This is a genomic window from Streptomyces sp. SS1-1 (assembly GCF_008973465.1).
In the GTDB taxonomy this organism is placed as follows: domain Bacteria; phylum Actinomycetota; class Actinomycetes; order Streptomycetales; family Streptomycetaceae; genus Streptomyces.
On record NZ_WBXN01000004.1, the window covers coordinates 182,731 to 199,820 of the forward strand.

A 17,090-nucleotide genomic window follows, 5' to 3' on the forward strand; every position below is an offset into this window, starting at 1 on the left:
ACTGTCCTCATCCGCAAGGGTCGGGTGCGCGGGCTCATCCGTTCAGTCCGAGCTGGTTGTCGATGAAGTCGAAGATCTCGTCGGCGGTGGCGTCCTCGCCGATCGGGCCGCCGTCCGTGGTGGTCGTCTCGGCCGCTGTGAGGAGGGCGCGGAGCCGGCCGGTGATGTGGTGCCGCTCGATGTCCTCGGCGGGCAGCGCCGCGAGGGCGGTCTCGAGGCGGTCCAGGTCGCCGAGGAGCCGTTCCGCGTCGGTGGGTGGGGCGAGGAGGGTACGCAGGTGGGCGGCGACCGCGGCGGGGGTGGCGTGGTCGAACACCAGGGTGGCGGGCAGGTCGAGGCCGGTCGCCGCGGACAGCCGGATCTTCAGGTCGGTGGCGGCGACGGAGTCGAAGCCCAGGTCCGTGAACGCCTTGGCGGGCTCCAGCGTCTGCGGGTCGTCGTAGCCGAGCAGGGCGGCCACGTGGGTGCGGACGAGGTCGAGCACCTCGCGGTCCTGCTGCGCGGGCGGCAGTCCGGCGAGCCGGCCGGACAGTGCGTCGCCGTCGCCGGACGGTGGGGCATTCCCGTGCGTGGCTGCGTCGGGCAGCGCGTCGAGGAGGGGGCGCCGGCGGGCCATCGTGTAGACGGGGGCGAAGCGGGCCCAGTCGATGTCGGCGACCACGACATGGTGCTCGCGGTGGTCGAGGATCTGCCGCAGCGCGGTGACGGCCAGGTCGGGCCGCATGGGAGGGGCGCCCAGTCGCCGCATGCCCGTGGCCAGTTCGGCGTCGACCATCCCGCCGTCCCAGGAGCCCCAGGCGATGGCGGTGGCGGGCAGGCCCCGGGCTCTGCGTGCGGCGGCGAGCGCGTCCAGGTGGGCGTTCGCGGCGGCGTAGCCGGCCTGGCCCGCGCTGCCCCATACGGCTGCGCCCGACGAGAACAGCACGAACGCGTCGAGCGGTGTGCCGGCGAGGAGTTCGTGCAGGTTCTCGGCGCCGGTCACCTTGGCGCGCGCCACGTCCGCGAGTTCGCCGAGGGCGAGGTCTCCCAGCGGTGCGATCCGCTGCCGGGCGCCGGCCGCGTGGACGACGGCGGTGAGCGGACGGCGGGCGGGGATGCCGTCCAGCAGGGCCCGCAGCGCGGCACGGTCGGACACGTCGCAGGCCGCCACGGTGACGTCCGCGCCCAGCTCGGCCAGCTCGGCGCGCAACTCCTCGACGCCCGGTGCCCGCGCGCCGCGCCGGCCCACGAGCAGGAGGTGTCCGGCACCGGCTTCGGCCATGAGGCGGGCGACATGGGCGCCGAGCCCGCCGGTTCCGCCGGTGATCAGGACGGTGCCCGAGGTGCGCCAGGGCGCTGCCGGGGGCCCGTCGAGGGGTGCGCGCACCATGCGGCGGGCGAACACCCCCGCCGGGCGGACGGCGACGTGGTCCTCGGGTGCGGTCTGCGGTGTGGTGTCACCGGCCGCCGCCGTCAGCACGCCGCACATCCTGCGCAGTGCCCCCGCGTCGGAGTCGGCGGGCAGGTCGACGAGGCCGCCCCAGGTGTCCGGCAGGTCCAGGGCGAGTCCGGTGCCGAGGCCGTGCAGCATGGCCTGGGCGGGGTCCGGCTGTTCCGTGGCGTCGACGGCGACGGCGCCGACGGTCGCGCACCACAGCGGGGCGGTCACGGCGGCGTCGGTGAGTGCCTGCGCGAGGGTGACCGTGGCGGCGAGTCCGCCGGGCAGGGCGGGGTGCCGGTGGTGCGGCCCGGTGGCGAGGGCGAGCAGGGACAGGACGCCTCGCGGCGCTGCACGGTCGCGCCCGGCGGTGTGTTCGCGCAGCCGGGCGGTCAGGGCCGTACGGTCCTCGTCCGGGCCGACCGGGAAGGTGACGACGTCGCCGACGTGCTCGGTCAGCGCGGCGGTGACCGCCGTCACGAGGGGATCACCGGTGTGGGACTCGGGCAGCACGAGCAGCCAACCGGCGTCGGTGCGGCGGGGTGTGGGCTCTGCGGCCGGCTGCCAGACCACGCCGTAGCGCCAGTCGGCGACGTGGGCCTCGGCGCGCCGGGTGCCGCGGGCCGCGGCCAGGGCGGGCAGCACCTCGGCCAGCGCTTCGGAGCGGACGCCCAGGTCCGTCGCCAGCGCGGGCAGGTCGGCTCGCTCCAGTCCGTTCCAGAAGTCCTCGTCGGCCGGGTCGGGGGCCGCCGCCGTGGCGGGCGGGGCGGGCTCGGACCAGTACCAGGTGCGCTGGAAGCGGTAGGTCGGCAGGTCGATCAGACGGGCGCCGCTGTCCGCGTGGAAGGCGGACCAGTCCACGGGGGTGCCCCGGGTGTGGGCGCGCGCCACTGCCGTGACCAGGTCCTGCTCCTCCGGGCGGTCGCGGCGCAGCACGGGCACGAACGCCACGTCGGCGCCGGACGGCACGTTCTCGGGTCCTACGGCGCTCAGTGCCGCGTCGGGGCCCAGTTCGAGGAAGGTGGTCACACCCCGGTCGATGAGCCATTGCACGCCGTCGCCGAACCGTACGGTGGTGCGGACCTGCCGCACCCAGTGACCGGGGTCGGTCAGTTCGCCCGTGACGGGTCGGCCGGTCAGCGTGGAGACGACCGCGAGCCGGGGCTCCTCGTAGCGGATCCCGGCGGCGACCTCGGCGAACGTGTCGAGCATCGGTTCCATGAGCGCCGAGTGGAACGCGTGCGACACGGCGAGCCTCCTGGTGCGCCGGCCCGCGCCGCGGAGCTTGTCCGCCACGGCCATGACGGCGTCCTCGGTGCCGGACAGCACGAGCGAGGAGGGGCTGTTGACGGCGGCCACCGCGACCCGGTCGTCCAGGAAGGGCGTCACCTCGTCCGGCGGCGCCTGTACGGCCACCATGGCACCGCCCGCCGGGAGCGCCTGCATCAGCCGGCCGCGCGCGGCCACCAGCAGGGCGGCGTCGGTCAGGGTGAAGACTCCGGCCACGTGGGCGGCGGCGAGTTCGCCGACGGAGTGGCCGAGCAGGTGGTCGGGCCGTACGCCCCAGGATTCCAGCAGCCTGAACAGTGCCACCTCCACGGCGAACAGGGCGGGCTGGGCGTAGCCGGTCCGGTCGAGCAGCGCGGCGTCGGAACCCCACATCACGTCGCGCAGCGGACGGTCCAGGTGGGGGTCGAGTGCGGCTGTGGCGGCATCGAGGGCGGCGGCGAACACGGGGTGGGCGGCGTGCAGTTCGCGGCCCATGCCGAGGTGCTGGGCGCCCTGCCCGGTGAACAGGAACGCCGTCCTCGCGTCGGCTGGCGCCGCGCCGCGCACCAGGCCGGGCGCGGTACCGCCGTCGGCCAGCGAGGCGAGCGCGGCGTAGGCCGATTCCTCGTCGGCGGCGATCACTGCGGCGCGTTCCTCAAGGTGGGCTCGCGACACCGCCAGCGAGTGGGCCAGGTCGAGCATGGACTGGCCGGGGTGGGCACGGACATGGTCGAGGAGGGCTGCGGCCTGGGCGCGCAGGGCCGGTTCGCCGCGGCCGGACACGAGGAGCGGCGAGGGACGGCGGCCGGGCGTGGCTGTGCGCCGAGCGGACTCGGTTTCCGTGGGTGCGGCTGCGGCTGGAGCCTCAGCCGGATGGCCGTCGGCGGGAGGAGCCTCAGCCGGAGGTACGTCGGCGGGAGGGGCCTCCTCGATGATGACGTGCGCGTTGGTCCCGCTGAGGCCGAACGCGGAGACCCCGGCCCGCCGGGGACGGCCGGTGCGCGGCCACGGCCGCGCCCGGGTCAGGAGCCGGGCGTGTCCGGCCGACCAGTCCACGCCGGACGTGGGTTCCGTGACGTGCAGAGTCGGCGGCAGCGTCTCGTGGCGCAGCGCCTCGATCATCTTGATCACGCCCCCGACCCCGGCGGCGGCCTGTGCGTGCCCGATGTTGGACTTGACGGAGCCGAGCCACAGCGGCCGGTCGGGGGTGCGGCCCTGCCCGTAGGTGGCGAGCAGCGCCTGTGCCTCGATGGGGTCGCCGAGGGAGGTTCCGGTGCCGTGCGCCTCGACGGCGTCGACCTGGTCGGCCGACAACTGGGCGCTGCGCAACGCCTGTTCGATCACACGCTGCTGGGCGGGGCCGTTGGGGGCGGAGAGGCCGTTGCTGGCGCCGTCCTGGTTGACGGCGCTGCCGCGGAGCACCGCAAGGACCGGATGGCCGAGGCGGCGTGCCCGGGGCAGGCGTTCCAGCAGCAGCAGTCCGGCGCCCTCGGACCAGGTGGTGCCGTCGGCGTCGGCGGAGAACGACTTGCAGCGTCCGTCGGGGGCGAGCCCGCGGTCCTGGCTGAAGCCGACGAAGGAGTCGGGTGTGGCCATCACCGTGACGCCGCCGGCGATGGCCAGGTCGCACTCGCCGGCCCGCAGCGCGTGGGCGGCCAGGTGCACGGCCACCAGCGAGGACGAGCAGGCGGTGTCCACGGTCACGGCGGGCCCTTCCAGGCCCAGGGTGTAGGCGATCCGCCCGGAGGCGACACTGGCCAGGCTGCCGATGCCCTGGGCCGTGTAGTCGTGGTAGACGAGGCCCGTGAACACGCCGGTGGAACTGCCCTTGAGGGAGGTGGGGGCGATACGGGCCCGTTCCAGCAGTTCCCACGACAGCTCCAGCAGCAGCCTCTGTTGCGGGTCGGTCTCCCTCGCCTCGCGCGGACTGATCCGGAAGAAGTCCGCGTCGAACTCGCCCGCGTCGTGCAGGAAGCCGCCCTGCGCGCAGTACGTCCTGCCGGGCGTGGCCGGCTCCGGGTCGTACAGGCCGTCCACGTCCCAGCCCCGGTTGCGGGGGAACCCGGAGACGGCGTCCGTACCGGAGTCGACCAGGTCCCACAGGTCCTCGGGGCCGCGCACGCCGCCGGGGAACCGGCAGCCCGTCGCGACGACGGCGATGGGTTCGTGCCACCGCTGCTCGGCGTCGCGGAGTCTGCGAGTGGTCTGCCGGAGTTCGGCGGTGGCGCGTCTGAGGTACTCGCGGAGCTTGTCGTCGTTGCCCATGGTCCTCAGCTCCGCAGGTCGTCGATCATCGCGAACAGTTCGTCGTCGGACGCGGAGGTCAGACGGTCGCCCTCGGCCGCCGTGCCGTCGGGCTCCCCGGCAGCCGTTCCGCCGGACTCCGCGGTGGCGTCCCGCCACTCCCGGAGCAGCGCCTCGAGGCGCCCGGTGACCTTGCGGGCCGCGGCCTGCTCCAGCTCGGCACCACTGAGCAGGGCCGCGAGCCGGTCCACCTCGGACAGCACGGGGTCCGCCGGGTCGGTGGCGGCGGTGAGCTGCTCACCGAGGTGGTGCGCCAGCTCCCGCGCGGTGGGGTGGTCGAAGACCAGCGTGGGCGGCAGCCAGCGTCCGCAGGCCGCACTCAGCGCCTTGCGCAGCTCGACGGCGGCCAGCGAGTCGAACCCGAGGTCCTGGAACGGCCGGTCGGGCGCCACGTCCTGCCACGCCCCGTGCCCGAGGACCGCGGCCACGTGCGTTCGGACCAGTTCGAGCAGTGCGTCCGCGCGGGGGCCTTCCGGCAGGCCGGCCAGTCGCTCGCGCAGGCCGTCCCCGGGTGCCGGCATCCTGACGGACGGCCGTTTCCGGGTGGGGGCGGCCGGGTCCACCGGTCCGGGCGCGGGCAACGCCCGGCTCTCGACGCGTGCGGCGGTCAGTACGGGCCGTCCGTCGCCGTCGGAGATCGTCAGCGCGACACCGCCGTCGACGGGTGAGATCCGTACCCGCGCAGTGCGCGCGCCGACGGTCCCGACGGCCACCTCCCTCCACACCACCGGCTGGGTCACCTCGTCCACCGGACGGTCCAGGTGCAGGGCGGCATCGAGGAGCGCCGGATGGAGCGCGAAGTCGGCGCCGCCGTCGTCCTCCTCTGGCAGGGCGACCTCCGCGTACGTCTCCTCGCCGTGCCGCCAGGCAGCCGTGACCGCCTGGAAGAGTGCGCTGTAGCCGTACCCGGCGGAGAGCAGCGCCTCGTAGACCTCCCGCACGTCGACCGGAGTCGCGCCGACGGGCGGCCAGGGCCCGGACACGTCCGCCGGCGGGAGAGCGAGGGGTTCGAGCGTGCCGTACGCGTGCCGGGTCCAGGGCGTGTCCTTGTCGCGGCGGCTGTGGACGGTCACCGGCCGCGCCCCGGACTCGGAATCCGGCGCACCGACGACGACGTGGACGGTGACCGGTCCCTCGTCGAGGCAAAGGCCCGACTCCACGGTCAGCTCGGCGAGCAGCCCGCAGTCCACCCGGCGTCCGGCGGTGAGCGCGAACTCGACGAACCCCGCCGCCGGGAACAGGAGCCGCCCGTGCAGGTCGTGTTCACCCAGCCAGTCCTGCTCGGCCTGCGCCAAGCGTCCGGTGAGCAGGAGCAGATCGGTGCCGGGGACGGACACCTCGGCCGCGAGGACGGGGTGCCCGGTCGTCCCCTGCCCGCTCCGGGCGGGGTCCGTGCCGAGTGACGGGGGCAGCCAGTAGTGGGCGCGCTGGAACGGGTAGGTGGGCAGGTCTTCCAGGTGCCGGCCGGGATGGAGGGTGGTGAAGTCGACGTCGACGCCGCGTGTGTGGAGGGCGCCGAGGGCCGTGAGGAGGGTGTGCGCTTCGTCGCGTTCGCGGCGTTGAGTGGCGGCGGCCGCGTGAGCGGGGCCTTCCACCATGGCGGCCAGGACGGCGTCGGGACCGACCTCCAGGAACGTGTCCACGCCGCCTTCGGTGAGGGTGGCGAGGGCGTCGGCGAAGCGGACGGGCCGGCGGACCTGTCGGACCCAGTAGTGCGGGTCGCACAGCTCGTCGGTCACCCGCTGACCGGTCAAGGTCGAGACCACCGGGATACGTGGAACGGAGTAGTGCAACTGGGAGGCGACCTCGGCGAAGTCGTCCAGCATCGGCTCCATCAGAGCCGAGTGGAACGCGTGACTGACCCGCAGACGGGTCACCTTGTACTGACCCTTCAGCTTCTCGGCCGTCTCCGCGAGAGCGACAGCGGCTCCCGAGATCACGACCGAGGCGGGGCCGTTGACCGCGGCGATCTCCACACCGTCCAGGAGCGCCGCTCGCACGTCGTCCTCACCGGCACGGACGGATGCCATCGCACCACCGACAGGCAGCGCCTGCATCAGCCGGCCTCGCGCCGCCACGAGCCGGGCCACGTCCTTCAGGTTCAGCACGCCGGCCACATGGGCGGCGGCCAGCTCGCCGATCGAATGCCCGGCGACGAAGTCGGGCTTCAGCCCGGCCGACTCCAGCAGCCGGAACAGCGCGACCTCGAACGCGAACAGCGCGGGCTGCGCCCACCCCGTCCCGTCGACGAGCTCGGGATCCTCGCCCCAGACGACCTCACGCAGGGGCCGCTCCAGATACGCGTCCAGCGCGGCGGCGACCTCGTCGAAGGCGGCGGCGAACACCGGGAAACGGGCCGCCAGTTCGCGCCCCATGCCCAGCCGTTGGGCTCCCTGCCCGGTGAACAGGAAGGCGAGCCGGCCGGTCGCCGCAGGTACTCCCCCGGCGTCACCCAAACCGCGCAGCAGTTCCTCGCGGTCAGCCCCCACGACCACGGTCCGGTGCTCGAACTGCGTCCGTGCGGCCAGCGACCAGGCAACGTCCACAGGCCGCAGCTCCTCGTGTTCCGCCACGTAGGACCGGAGCTGATCGGCGTAGGCGGTCAGCGCCTCGGAGGTCTTACCGGACACGACCCACGCCACGGGCGCCACGTCATCTCCGGAAGCCGGCGCCTCGACCGCGGGCGGCTCCTCCACGATCACGTGCGCGTTCGTCCCACTGATTCCGAACGACGACACACCGGCCCGACGCGGACGGCCCTCACCAGCCCACTCCCTGGCCTCCGTGAGCAGTTCGACCGCGCCCGCGGACCAGTCCACCTGCGAAGACGGCTCATCCACATGCAACGTCCGCGGCACCACCCCGTGCCGCATCGCCAGCACCATCTTCATGATCCCGGCGACACCCGCAGCAGCCTGCGTATGCCCGATGTTCGACTTGACGGAGCCCAACCACAGGGGGTGCCCCTCGGGGCGGTCCTGCCCGTACGTCGCCAGCAACGCCTGCGCCTCGATCGGGTCGCCCAGCGTCGTGCCGGTCCCGTGCCCCTCGACCACGTCCACATCAGCGGCCGACAACCCCGCCGACGCCAGCGCCTGACGGATCACCCGCTCCTGCGACGGCCCGTTCGGCGCCGTCAGCCCGTTCGACGCACCGTCCTGATTCACCGCCGAACCCCGCACCACCGCCAGCACCGGATGCCCGTTGCGCCGCGCATCCGACAGCCGCTCCAGCAGCACCACGCCCGCGCCCTCGGAGAACCCGGTCCCGTCCGCCGTCGCGGCGAACGAGCGGCAACGGCCGTCCGGCGAAAGACCGCGCTGCCTGCTGAACTCCAGCAGCACCTCGGGTGTGGCCATCACGGTCGCGCCGCCGGCCAGGGCCAGCGAACACTCGCCGTTGCGCAGCGCCTGCGCCGCCAGGTGTACGGCCACGAGCGAGGAGGAGCAGGCCGTGTCGACCGTGACCGCGGGGCCCTCCAGGCCGAACGTGTACGCCACCCGGCCCGAGGCGATCGCGCCGGCCGCCGAGCTGTGGGGGTAGTCGTGATACATCAGGCCCGCGAAGACGCCGGTGGCGGTGCCGCGCAGCGTGCGCGGGTCGATGCCGGCCCGCTCCAGCGCCTCCCACGACGTCTCCAACAGCAACCGCTGCTGCGGGTCCATGGCCAGCGCCTCGTTGGGGCTGATCCCGAAGAAGTCCGCGTCGAACTCGGCGGCGTCGTGCAGGAATCCGCCCGACCGCGCATAGCTGCGTCCGGCGACGCCCGGTTCGGGATGGTAGAGGGCGTCCACGTCCCAGCCCCGGCCGGACGGGAAGTCCGTCACCGCGTCCACCCCGGACTCGACCAGCCGCCACAACTCCTCCGGCGACGACACCCCGCCCGGGAAACGGCACGCCATCCCCACGATCGCCACCGGCTCGTCATCCACCCGCGCCGACGCGGCGGCCGCCGTACGGCGGTTCGTGGTGCCCAGCATCTGGCTGCGCAGGTGGTCGGCGACCGCGGTGGCGGTCGGGTGGTCGAACACCAGGGTCGCGGGGAGCCGTAGGCCGGTGGCGGTGTTGAGCCGGTTCCGCAGTTCGACGGCCGTCAGCGAGTCGAAGCCGAGTTCCTTGAACGCGCGGTCGGGTGCGATGCCCTCGGTGCTCGTGTGGCCGAGGACGTCCGCGACCTCCCGGCGCACCACTTCCAGCAGCATCGGGCGGCGCTGTTCGTCGGGCAGCCGGGCGAGCCGGTCGGCGAGCGTGGCACCGGTCGCGGCGCTCGCGGCCTGCCGGCGCGCCACTCTCACCAGGGAGCTCAGCACGGCGGGCAGCGTGCCGGACTCGGCCCGCGCCCTCAGTCCGGCGGGCTCCAGCTTCATCAGGACCGGCACCCGCGCGCCGGAGGCGAGGGCCGCGTCGAACAGCGCGAGCCCGTCCGCCTCGGGCAGCACGCCGAAGCCCTGCCGTCGCAGGCGGCGCCGGGCCGTCTCGTCGAGGTGGCCGGTCATCCCGGTGTCCAGGGACCACATGCCCCACACCAGCGACTGACCCGGCAGTCCAGCCGCCCGGCGGTGGTCCGCAAGGGCGTCGAGGAACGTGTTGGCGGCCGCGTACGTGCCCTGCCCTCCCGGGGCGACCGTGCCGGCCGCCGAGGAGAACACGCAGAAGAAGGCCAGGTCGTGGTCGCGGGTGAGTTCGTGCAGGTGCCAGGCGGCGTCGGCCTTCGCCCGCAACACACGGTCCAGCCGCTCCGCGCTCAACGACGCCACCACACCGTCGTCCAGCACACCCGCCGCATGCACCACACCCGTCAACGGATGATCGGCCGGAATCCCCGCCAGCACCCCAGACAGCGCAGCCCGGTCCGACACGTCACACGCCACCACCGAGACCTCGGCACCCAACCCCTCCAGCCCGGCCACCAACTCCCCCGCCCCCGCAGCACCCACACCCCGGCGACCGGCCAACACCAGCCGCCGCACCCCATGCACCGCCACCAGATGCCGCGCCACCAACCCGCCGAGACCACCCGTCCCACCCGTCACCAGCACCGTGCCGTCAGGGTCGGGGGTGGGCACGGCAGCGGGGGTCAGCGGTGTCTTCCGCAGCCGGGGGGCGAGGGCGGTGCCGGCACGCAGGGCCAGTTCCGGTTCGCCTGTCGACGCGGCGGCCGCGAGGACGCGGGCGGAGTCGGGGTGGTCGTCGGTGTCGACGAGGACGAACCGATCCGGGTTCTCCGCGACGGCCGCGCGGACCAGTCCCCACACAGGGGCGACCACCACATCGGCGGGATGTTCGTCGCCGGGTGCAAAGACGGCTCGCCGGGTCAGCACGACCAGCTTCGACGTGGCGAAGCGCTCGTCGGTCAGCCACTCCTGGAGGACGGTCAGCGCCCGGTACGCCGACTCGTGCGCGGCCTGCGTCACGTCCTGGTGTGCGGCTCGGTCCACCGTCCAGAGCACGGTGTCGGGCGCGGTCGTCGTGTCGTCCCGTGTCGCCCGCACCGCGTCGAGGTCGGCGAGGGTCTGACCGTGGTCCGGTGCGTCCGCCGGGACCGGCACCCACTCCAGCGCCAGCGGCTCCACCGTCGGGGCGGCTTGTCCTGCGGCCAGCTGGTCGGGAGCCACCGGCAGCGCCGACAGTCCGGCCAGTGACAGCACGGGACGGCCCGTGGTGTCGGTGGCGTCCAGCCGGTCGCCCCGGTCGCCTGCGGCGATGCGGACGCGCAGGGCGCTCGCGCCGACCGCGTGCAGGCGCAGGTCGGTCCACTCGAAGGGGAGAAGTGCGGGTGCGTCGGGGTCGCCGAGCGCCCCGGGGTGCAGGCAGGCGTCGAGGAGGGCGGGGTGCAGGAGGTAGCGGTCGGCGTCCGCCCGTATCCCGTCGGGGAGTTCCGCTTCCGCGAAGATCTCGTCCCCGCGCCGCCACATCGCGGTGACGCCCTGGAACGCCGGGCCGTACCCGTATCCGCGGTCCGCCAGCGCGGTGTACCCGTCCGTGACGTCCATGGGGGTGGCCTCGGCCGGTGGCCACTGGTCGAGGTCGGCCTCGGCCTTCGGGGCACCGGTGTCGGTGAGCACGCCTTCGGCGTGCAGTGTCCAGGGCCCGGTGTCCTCGGACACCCCGGAGTGCACGGTGAAGGGCCGTGCGCCGGAGTCGTCCGCGTCGCCGACGGCGACCTGGACGGCGACTCCGCCGTCCTGCGGCAGCACGAGCGGGGCCCGCAGCGTCAACTGCGCGACCGTGGGGCAGTCCAGTTGCTCGCCGGCGCACAGGGCCAGCTCGACGAGCAGGGCGCCTGGTGCGACGGTCGCGCCGTACACCTCGTGGTCGGCGAGCCAGGGCTGGTCCTGGACGGAGATCCGGCCCGTGAACAGGGTGCCGCCGGTGGACGCCTGCTCGACGGCGGCGGACAGCAGGGGGTGGTCGACGGTCCGCTGTCCGGCGGCGGCCCGCTGCGGGGCTCTGGCACCGGCCGGGTCCTTCCAGTAGCGCTTGCGCTGGAAGGCGTAGGTGGGGAGGTCGACGGTCCGCGCGCCCGGCAGGAAGGACGTCCAGTCCACGGGGACGCCCCGTACGTGGGCCTCGGCCAGCGACAGGGCGAAGCGGTCGAGGCCGCCGGCGTCGCGGCGCAGGGAGCCGAGGGCGGCCGCGTCGGTGTCGGCGGCTTCGCAGCTGTCCTGGACGGAGCTGGTGAGGACGGGGTGGGCGCTCGTCTCCACGAAGACGCGGAAGCCGTCGGTCAGCAGGGCCTGGGTGGCTTCGGCGAAGCGGACGGTGCCGCGCAGGTTCCGGTACCAGTAGTCGGCGGTCAGCTCCGTCGTGTCCAGTGGGGCGCCGGTGACGGTGGAGTAGAACGCGACGTCCGCCGCGGTCGGGTTCACCGGGGCCAGGGCTTCCAGCAGGGCGTCCCGCAGTGTCTCGACGTACGGGGAGTGCGAGGCGTAGTCCACCGCGATGCGGCGTGCCGGGACTCCCTCGGAGGTCAGTTCCGCGAACAGTTCGTCCAGGGCGGTGATCTCGCCGCTGACGACGACGAAGGAGGGCCCGTTGACCGCGGCGAGCTGGAGACGGCCCGTCCAGGGGGTCAGGCGTGGGGTGACGTCCTTCGGGGAGAGGGGCACGGAGAGCATGCCGCCGAGGCCGGCGAGTTCGGCGCGGATGAGTTTGCTGCGCAGGGCCACGACGCGTGCGCCGTCCTCCAGGGACAGCGCGCCGGCGACGCAGGCCGCGGCGATCTCGCCCTGCGAGTGGCCGACGACGGCCGCGGGCCGTACGCCGTACGACTCCCAGAGCGCGGCCAGCGACACCATCACCGCCCACAGCAGGGGTTGCACGACGTCGACGCGGTCCCACAGCGGGGACCCGGTGTCGCGGAGCACGTCGAGGAGGTCCTGCTCCATGAACGGCTCGAGTGTGGTCGCGCACTGGTTCATGCGGTCGGCGAAGGCCGGTGCGGTGTCGAGGAGTTCGACGGCCATGCCGCGCCACTGCGAGCCCTGTCCGGGGAAGACGAACGCCACCCGCGGGTCGGGCAGCGCGGTGCCGGTGACGGCGGTGGCCGTCGTGTCGTCGGGGCGTTCGCCCGTGGCCAGGAGGCGCAGCCCGGCGAGGAGTCCGGGGGTATCGGTGCCGAGGACGACGGCCCGGTGTCCGAGGAGGGCGCGGGTGGTGAGCAGGGAGTGCCCGATGTCGGCGGCGCTGCCGGCGCCGGGGCCGTCGGTCACGTGGGCGGCGAGGCGTTCCGCCTGTCCGCGCAGCGCCGCCCGGCCTCGGCCGGACAGTGCCCAGGGGATCACCGTCGGGCCCGGGCCGGGCCCTGCCTGCGCCGCACTCATGCCGTGTTGCGGGTCGGCCGGTCCGACGCGCCGTACGGGAGCAGGTCGCCGAACTCCGGGAACTGGGCGATGGCCTCCTCGGAGGTGAGCGCGGGCTTGCGGGGTCCGCGCAGCACGGCCAGCAGGAAGGCCGGGGACATCATCGCGGTCATGGGCTTGACCAGGGAGGCCACGCTGAAGACGGCGTTGATGACGTGCGGGTCGCGGCAGCCGGTGCGGGCGACGCGGGCCGCCATGCGGTCGGCGAGGGCGCCGCCCTGGAGGCGCACGTTGGCGCGGACGCCGGGCAGGCCCTGGTCGGTGTTGACGGCGAGCCGCCAGGCGCCGCCGTTGATGCGGGCGATGCCGGCCTGGACGCGCCGGGTGAGCTTGGGCCGCAGGCCGCCGTCGGCGAGTTCGTCGCGCAGCAGGCGGGCGCACTGGGCGGCGACGGACATGCCGGTGCCGTGCACGGGGTTGAGTGCGGACGCGGCGTCGCCGATGACGACGAAGCCGTCGGGCAGCGGCAGTTTCTCGTAGCGGCGCCGGCGGTCGGGGATGTTGCGGTAGGTGCGGATCGGGCCGGACGGGGTGGCCTGGGCGATGAGGTCGGCGATGATCGGGTGGTGCCGCTCGCGGGCGAACCGTGCGAAGCCCTCCTCGTCGTTGGGGGGTTCGCCGCCTCGGCTGCCGAACAGGCTGAGGATCCAGCGGCCTTCCTCCATGGGCAGCAGTCCGGCGCCCTGGCCGGGTTCACCGGTGCCGGGGGTCATCTGGATCATCACGCCGGGGAAGTCGTCCTTGGTGCCGGGCGGTGCCTCGAACCACCGGCTCACGTAGGTGACGCCGGCGTCGACGACGTCCTCGCGGACCTCGGGCAGTCCGAGCGCGGTGAGCCAGGCGGGGGCGTGGGAGCCGCGGCCTGTGGCGTCGACGACGAGGTCGGCGTCGAGTCGTTCCTCCCCGTCGGGGGTCTCGGTGAGGACACCGGTCACGCGGGTGGCGCCGCCGGTCAGGCCGAGGACCTTCGTGGCCTCGCGGACGGCGATCCGGTCGTGGCCGAGCACCTGGCGTCGGACGATGTGGTCGAGCAGGTCCCGGCTGCACAGCAGCAGGTAGGCGTCGGTGTCGAGGCGTTCCATCCAGCCTTCGGGACCGCGGGCCAGGGCGCCGGAGGGCAGGCCGCGCTTCTTGGCGCCGGCGGCGTACAGCTCGTCGACAGTGCCGGGGAGCAGTTCGTCGATGGCTTCGACGCCGCCGCGCATGAGGATGTGGCTGTGGTGGCCCTGCGGGAGGCCGCGGCGGGGTTCGGGGGTGTCGGGGAAGGTGTCGCGTTCTAGTACGACGACCTCGTCGACGGTGCCGGTGAGGGCGGCGGCGGCCAGCATGCCGGCGAGTCCGCCGCCGAGGACGAGTGCGCGGCTCACTGGTCGACCCCCGAGATGGCGAGGAACAGTTTCATCCGTCGTTCGGCGAGGTCGGGGTCGGGGAAGGCGCCCGCCTCGTCGGCCAGCCGGTAGGCGGTGGCCAGGTGGGGCACCGAGCGGGCGGACTGTTCTCCCCACACCATCCGGAAGTGCGGGGCGTGTCCGGACAGCCAGGCGAGGAACGTCACTCCGGTGCGGAAGAAGTAGATGCTGCGTCCTTCGCCGCTGAACAGGTGCCGGTTCAACGGCAGGGTGGATTCGAGGAGTTCGGTGGCCCGGGTGTCGTCACCGTCGTCGAGTGCGCGGAACGCCTGGGCGGCGAGCGGGATCACGGGGTCGAAGACGGGGGTGAGTCCGTGGCTGTGGCCCTTGTCGTCGCCGACGAACATGCGCGCGTAGTCGGTGGTGTCGCTGGTGTAGAACTTGACGCCGTCGGGCAGTTTGGCGCGCCAGGCGATCTGGCGGTCCAGGTCGGCTGGGCCGATCTTGACGCCGTCGATCTTGCCGGGGTGGTCGCGGACGATGTCCAGGAGGGCGTCGTAGGCGGGTTCGGGTTCCTCCGGACCCCAGTACTCGGTGTTGCGGGGGTCCCATTCGGAGGTGATCCAGTGCAGGATGACGGGCCGGCTGGACTGGCGGATGAGGGCGCCGTACACCTCGGCGAAGTCGTCGTGGCCGCGTGCGGCGACGGTGAGGTGGGGGCTGCACATGATGACGGGCTGGGCGCCCGCCTCCTCGACGACGGCCAGCTGTTCCTCGTAGGCGGCCTGTACGTCCTTGAGGGTGCAGGGTTCGAAGGGCTCGATCTGGTCGGTGAGGACGGCGGCGGCCATCCGTCCGCCGACGGCCCTGGCTTCGGCGCCGCAGCGGCGGATCAGTTCGGCGGCCAGCGGCCAGTCGACGCCCATGCCGCGGTGTGCGGTGTCCATGCCTTCGCACAGGGTGAAGCCGTACGACCACAGGTGCCGGCGGAAGGCGAGGGTGGCGTCCCAGTCCAGCTTCTGCGGCGGCGGGGTGGGGCCGACCGGGCCGAGCGGTTCGTTGTCCGCGAGCGGGTCGGCGAGGACGTGGGCCGTCGCCAGCATCGACCGGGTCCGGAAGGGCGTGGGGTCGGCCGGGTGTGTGGGGGCGGTGTGGTCCGGCTCGTAGGTGGTGAGGGAGCCGTCCGCCTCGGGAAGCTTGATCATCTCTGCTCCGAACCCCGTTCCGGGTAGGTCTCATGGAGCGGCGGAGCTCGCGGTGGAGCTCACGCGGCTCAGACGTCGTTGACGGAAATCGCGTTGACCGGGCAGTTCGCGGCGGCGGTCAGCGCGGCGGCGCGCAGTGCCTCGTCCGGTTCCTCGACGAGCAGGAGGACCCGGCCGTCGGGGTGCTGGTCGAAGACTCCCTGGGCGTGGAAGACGCAGGCGCCCGATCCCACGCAGGTCTCGCGGTCGGTCGTGATCCGCATCGTCCCCACCGGGTGTCACCAGGTGACGGGCAGTTCGTGCAGCCCGTAGGCGTGGGCGTCGAACATGTAGGGCAGTTCGTCGGCGGGGGCGGCGAGGCGCAGGTCCGGGATCCGGCTGAAGAGCGTCCCGAACACGACTTCGAGCTGCATGCGGGCGAGGTTGGCGCCGGGGCACATGTGGTTGCCGTAGCTGAACGCCATGTGGCCTTCGGCGTCGCGGTGGATGTCGAAGCGGTGGGGGTCGGGGTACCGGGAGGGGTCCCAGTTGGCGGCGCCGTTGAGGGCGAGGACGCCTTCTCCCTCCCGGACGATCTCGCCGCCCGCCAGTTCGATGTCCTTCGTGGCGACGCGGACGGTGGCCGAGTCGAGGATGCTGAGGAAGCGCAGGAGTTCCTCGATGGCGCCGGGCAGGAGCGACGGGTCGCGGCGTACCTCGGCCAGCTGCTCGGGGTGTTCGAGGAACACGAGGGTGCCGAGCGAGATGATGTTGGCCGTGGTGTCGGAGCCGGCGATGACGAGCAGCCGGGCGATGGCCACCAGGTCGTCGTGTTCGAGGGTGGGTTCCTCGGGCAGTTTGGCGGCGATGCGGCTGAGCAGGTCCTCGCCGGGGGTGTGGGTCTTCTCGGTGATCAGCTCGTCGAGGAACTCGTCCATCTGCGCGATCGCGCCGGCGACGGCCTCCATGCTGGAGTCGCGGCCGGTGGTGGTCTCGGCGTAGTCGCGGAAGTAGCCGATGTGTTCGGGGTCGGCGCCGAGCATCTCGCAGAACTGGAGGGACGGTACCGGCACGGCGAGTTCGGCGACCAGGTCGACGGGGCCGTCCTTGGCCAGCATGTCGTCGATGCGGGCGTCGACGATCGCCTGGGTGCGCGGCCTGAGCTCGGCGATCCGCTTGGCGGTGAACTCGGGGATCACCAGGCGGCGGCGCACGGTGTGCTCCGGCGGGTCCATGGCGGCGAACGGGAACGCGATGTAGGGCAGCATCTCCTCCGGCACCTGGAACTGGTGCGGGTAGCCGGGGTTGCGCGCGTCGGAGCTCATCGACGGGTCGCCCAGCACCTGCCGTACGTCGGCGTAGCGGGTCAGTGCCCAGGCGGGCTTGCCGGTCATGCGGTTGATCACCTTGGCGACCGGCTCGTCGGCGCGCATCGCCTCGTATTCCTGCGGAATCGAGAGCGGGCACTTCCTGCGGTCGAGCGGGAACACCGGGAGTAACCCGGTGGCAGTGCCGCGCTCGGCGTTCTCGGTCATCGCCTGGAGTCCTCTCGTCGATCGTGGCTCGATCCAAGCGCGCACCGTCGGGCCGGGGAGCCGGGAGACCCCCCTAAGGTCGCCGCGCGACCCCTAGCGGCGCCCGGTCGGCGGGCTGGGGTCGCCCCTAGACCGTGCATGCCCCGGGTCCCGCGCGGTGACGTATGGTC

The 17,090-nt window shown here is 73.6% G+C and carries 6 protein-coding genes; all 6 read right to left on the reverse strand.

Translation table 11 applies throughout. The annotated features are described in order from the left end of the window. Positions 1-34: 34 nt before the first annotated feature. Positions 35-4,951, reverse strand: a complete 4,917-nt coding sequence (locus tag F8R89_RS01975; protein ID WP_151782300.1) for a type I polyketide synthase — start codon at positions 4,949-4,951, stop codon at positions 35-37. Between the two features lie 5 nt (positions 4,952-4,956). Next, on the reverse strand, positions 4,957-12,813 hold the full coding sequence (locus F8R89_RS01980) for a type I polyketide synthase (protein ID WP_151782301.1): 7,857 nt from the start codon (positions 12,811-12,813) through the stop codon (positions 4,957-4,959). Continuing rightward, entirely contained in the window at positions 12,810-14,219 is a 1,410-nt protein-coding gene (locus tag F8R89_RS01985; RefSeq protein ID WP_151782302.1) for an NAD(P)/FAD-dependent oxidoreductase, read from the reverse strand. The genes F8R89_RS01980 and F8R89_RS01985 overlap by 4 nt, the downstream gene beginning before the upstream one ends. Continuing rightward, positions 14,216-15,406, reverse strand: coding sequence for a DUF993 family protein (locus F8R89_RS01990; protein WP_151782303.1), 1,191 nt, complete (start codon positions 15,404-15,406; stop codon positions 14,216-14,218). Before F8R89_RS01990 ends, F8R89_RS01985 begins: the two co-directional genes overlap by 4 nt. A gap of 68 nt (positions 15,407-15,474) precedes the next feature. Further along, positions 15,475-15,669 carry a ferredoxin gene (locus F8R89_RS01995; protein WP_151782304.1) on the reverse strand — a complete coding sequence of 65 codons (195 nt, stop codon included), beginning with the start codon at positions 15,667-15,669 and terminating at the stop codon, positions 15,475-15,477. Positions 15,670-15,684: 15 nt separating this feature from the next. Further along, positions 15,685-16,920, reverse strand: a complete 1,236-nt coding sequence (locus F8R89_RS02000) for a cytochrome P450 (RefSeq protein ID WP_151782305.1) — start codon at positions 16,918-16,920, stop codon at positions 15,685-15,687. Between the last annotated feature and the right edge of the window lie 170 nt (positions 16,921-17,090).

Excerpts from the sequence above, each read along its gene's own strand:
- F8R89_RS01975 (WP_151782300.1), bottom strand. The coding sequence starts at position 4,951 with ATGGGCAACGACGACAAGCTCCGCGAGTACCTCAGACGCGCCACCGCC.
- F8R89_RS01980 (WP_151782301.1), bottom strand. The coding sequence starts at position 12,813 with ATGAGTGCGGCGCAGGCAGGGCCCGGCCCGGGCCCGACGGTGATCCCC.
- F8R89_RS01990 (WP_151782303.1), bottom strand. The coding sequence starts at position 15,406 with ATGATCAAGCTTCCCGAGGCGGACGGCTCCCTCACCACCTACGAGCCG.
- F8R89_RS01995 (WP_151782304.1), bottom strand. The coding sequence starts at position 15,669 with ATGCGGATCACGACCGACCGCGAGACCTGCGTGGGATCGGGCGCCTGC.
- F8R89_RS02000 (WP_151782305.1), bottom strand. The coding sequence starts at position 16,920 with ATGACCGAGAACGCCGAGCGCGGCACTGCCACCGGGTTACTCCCGGTG.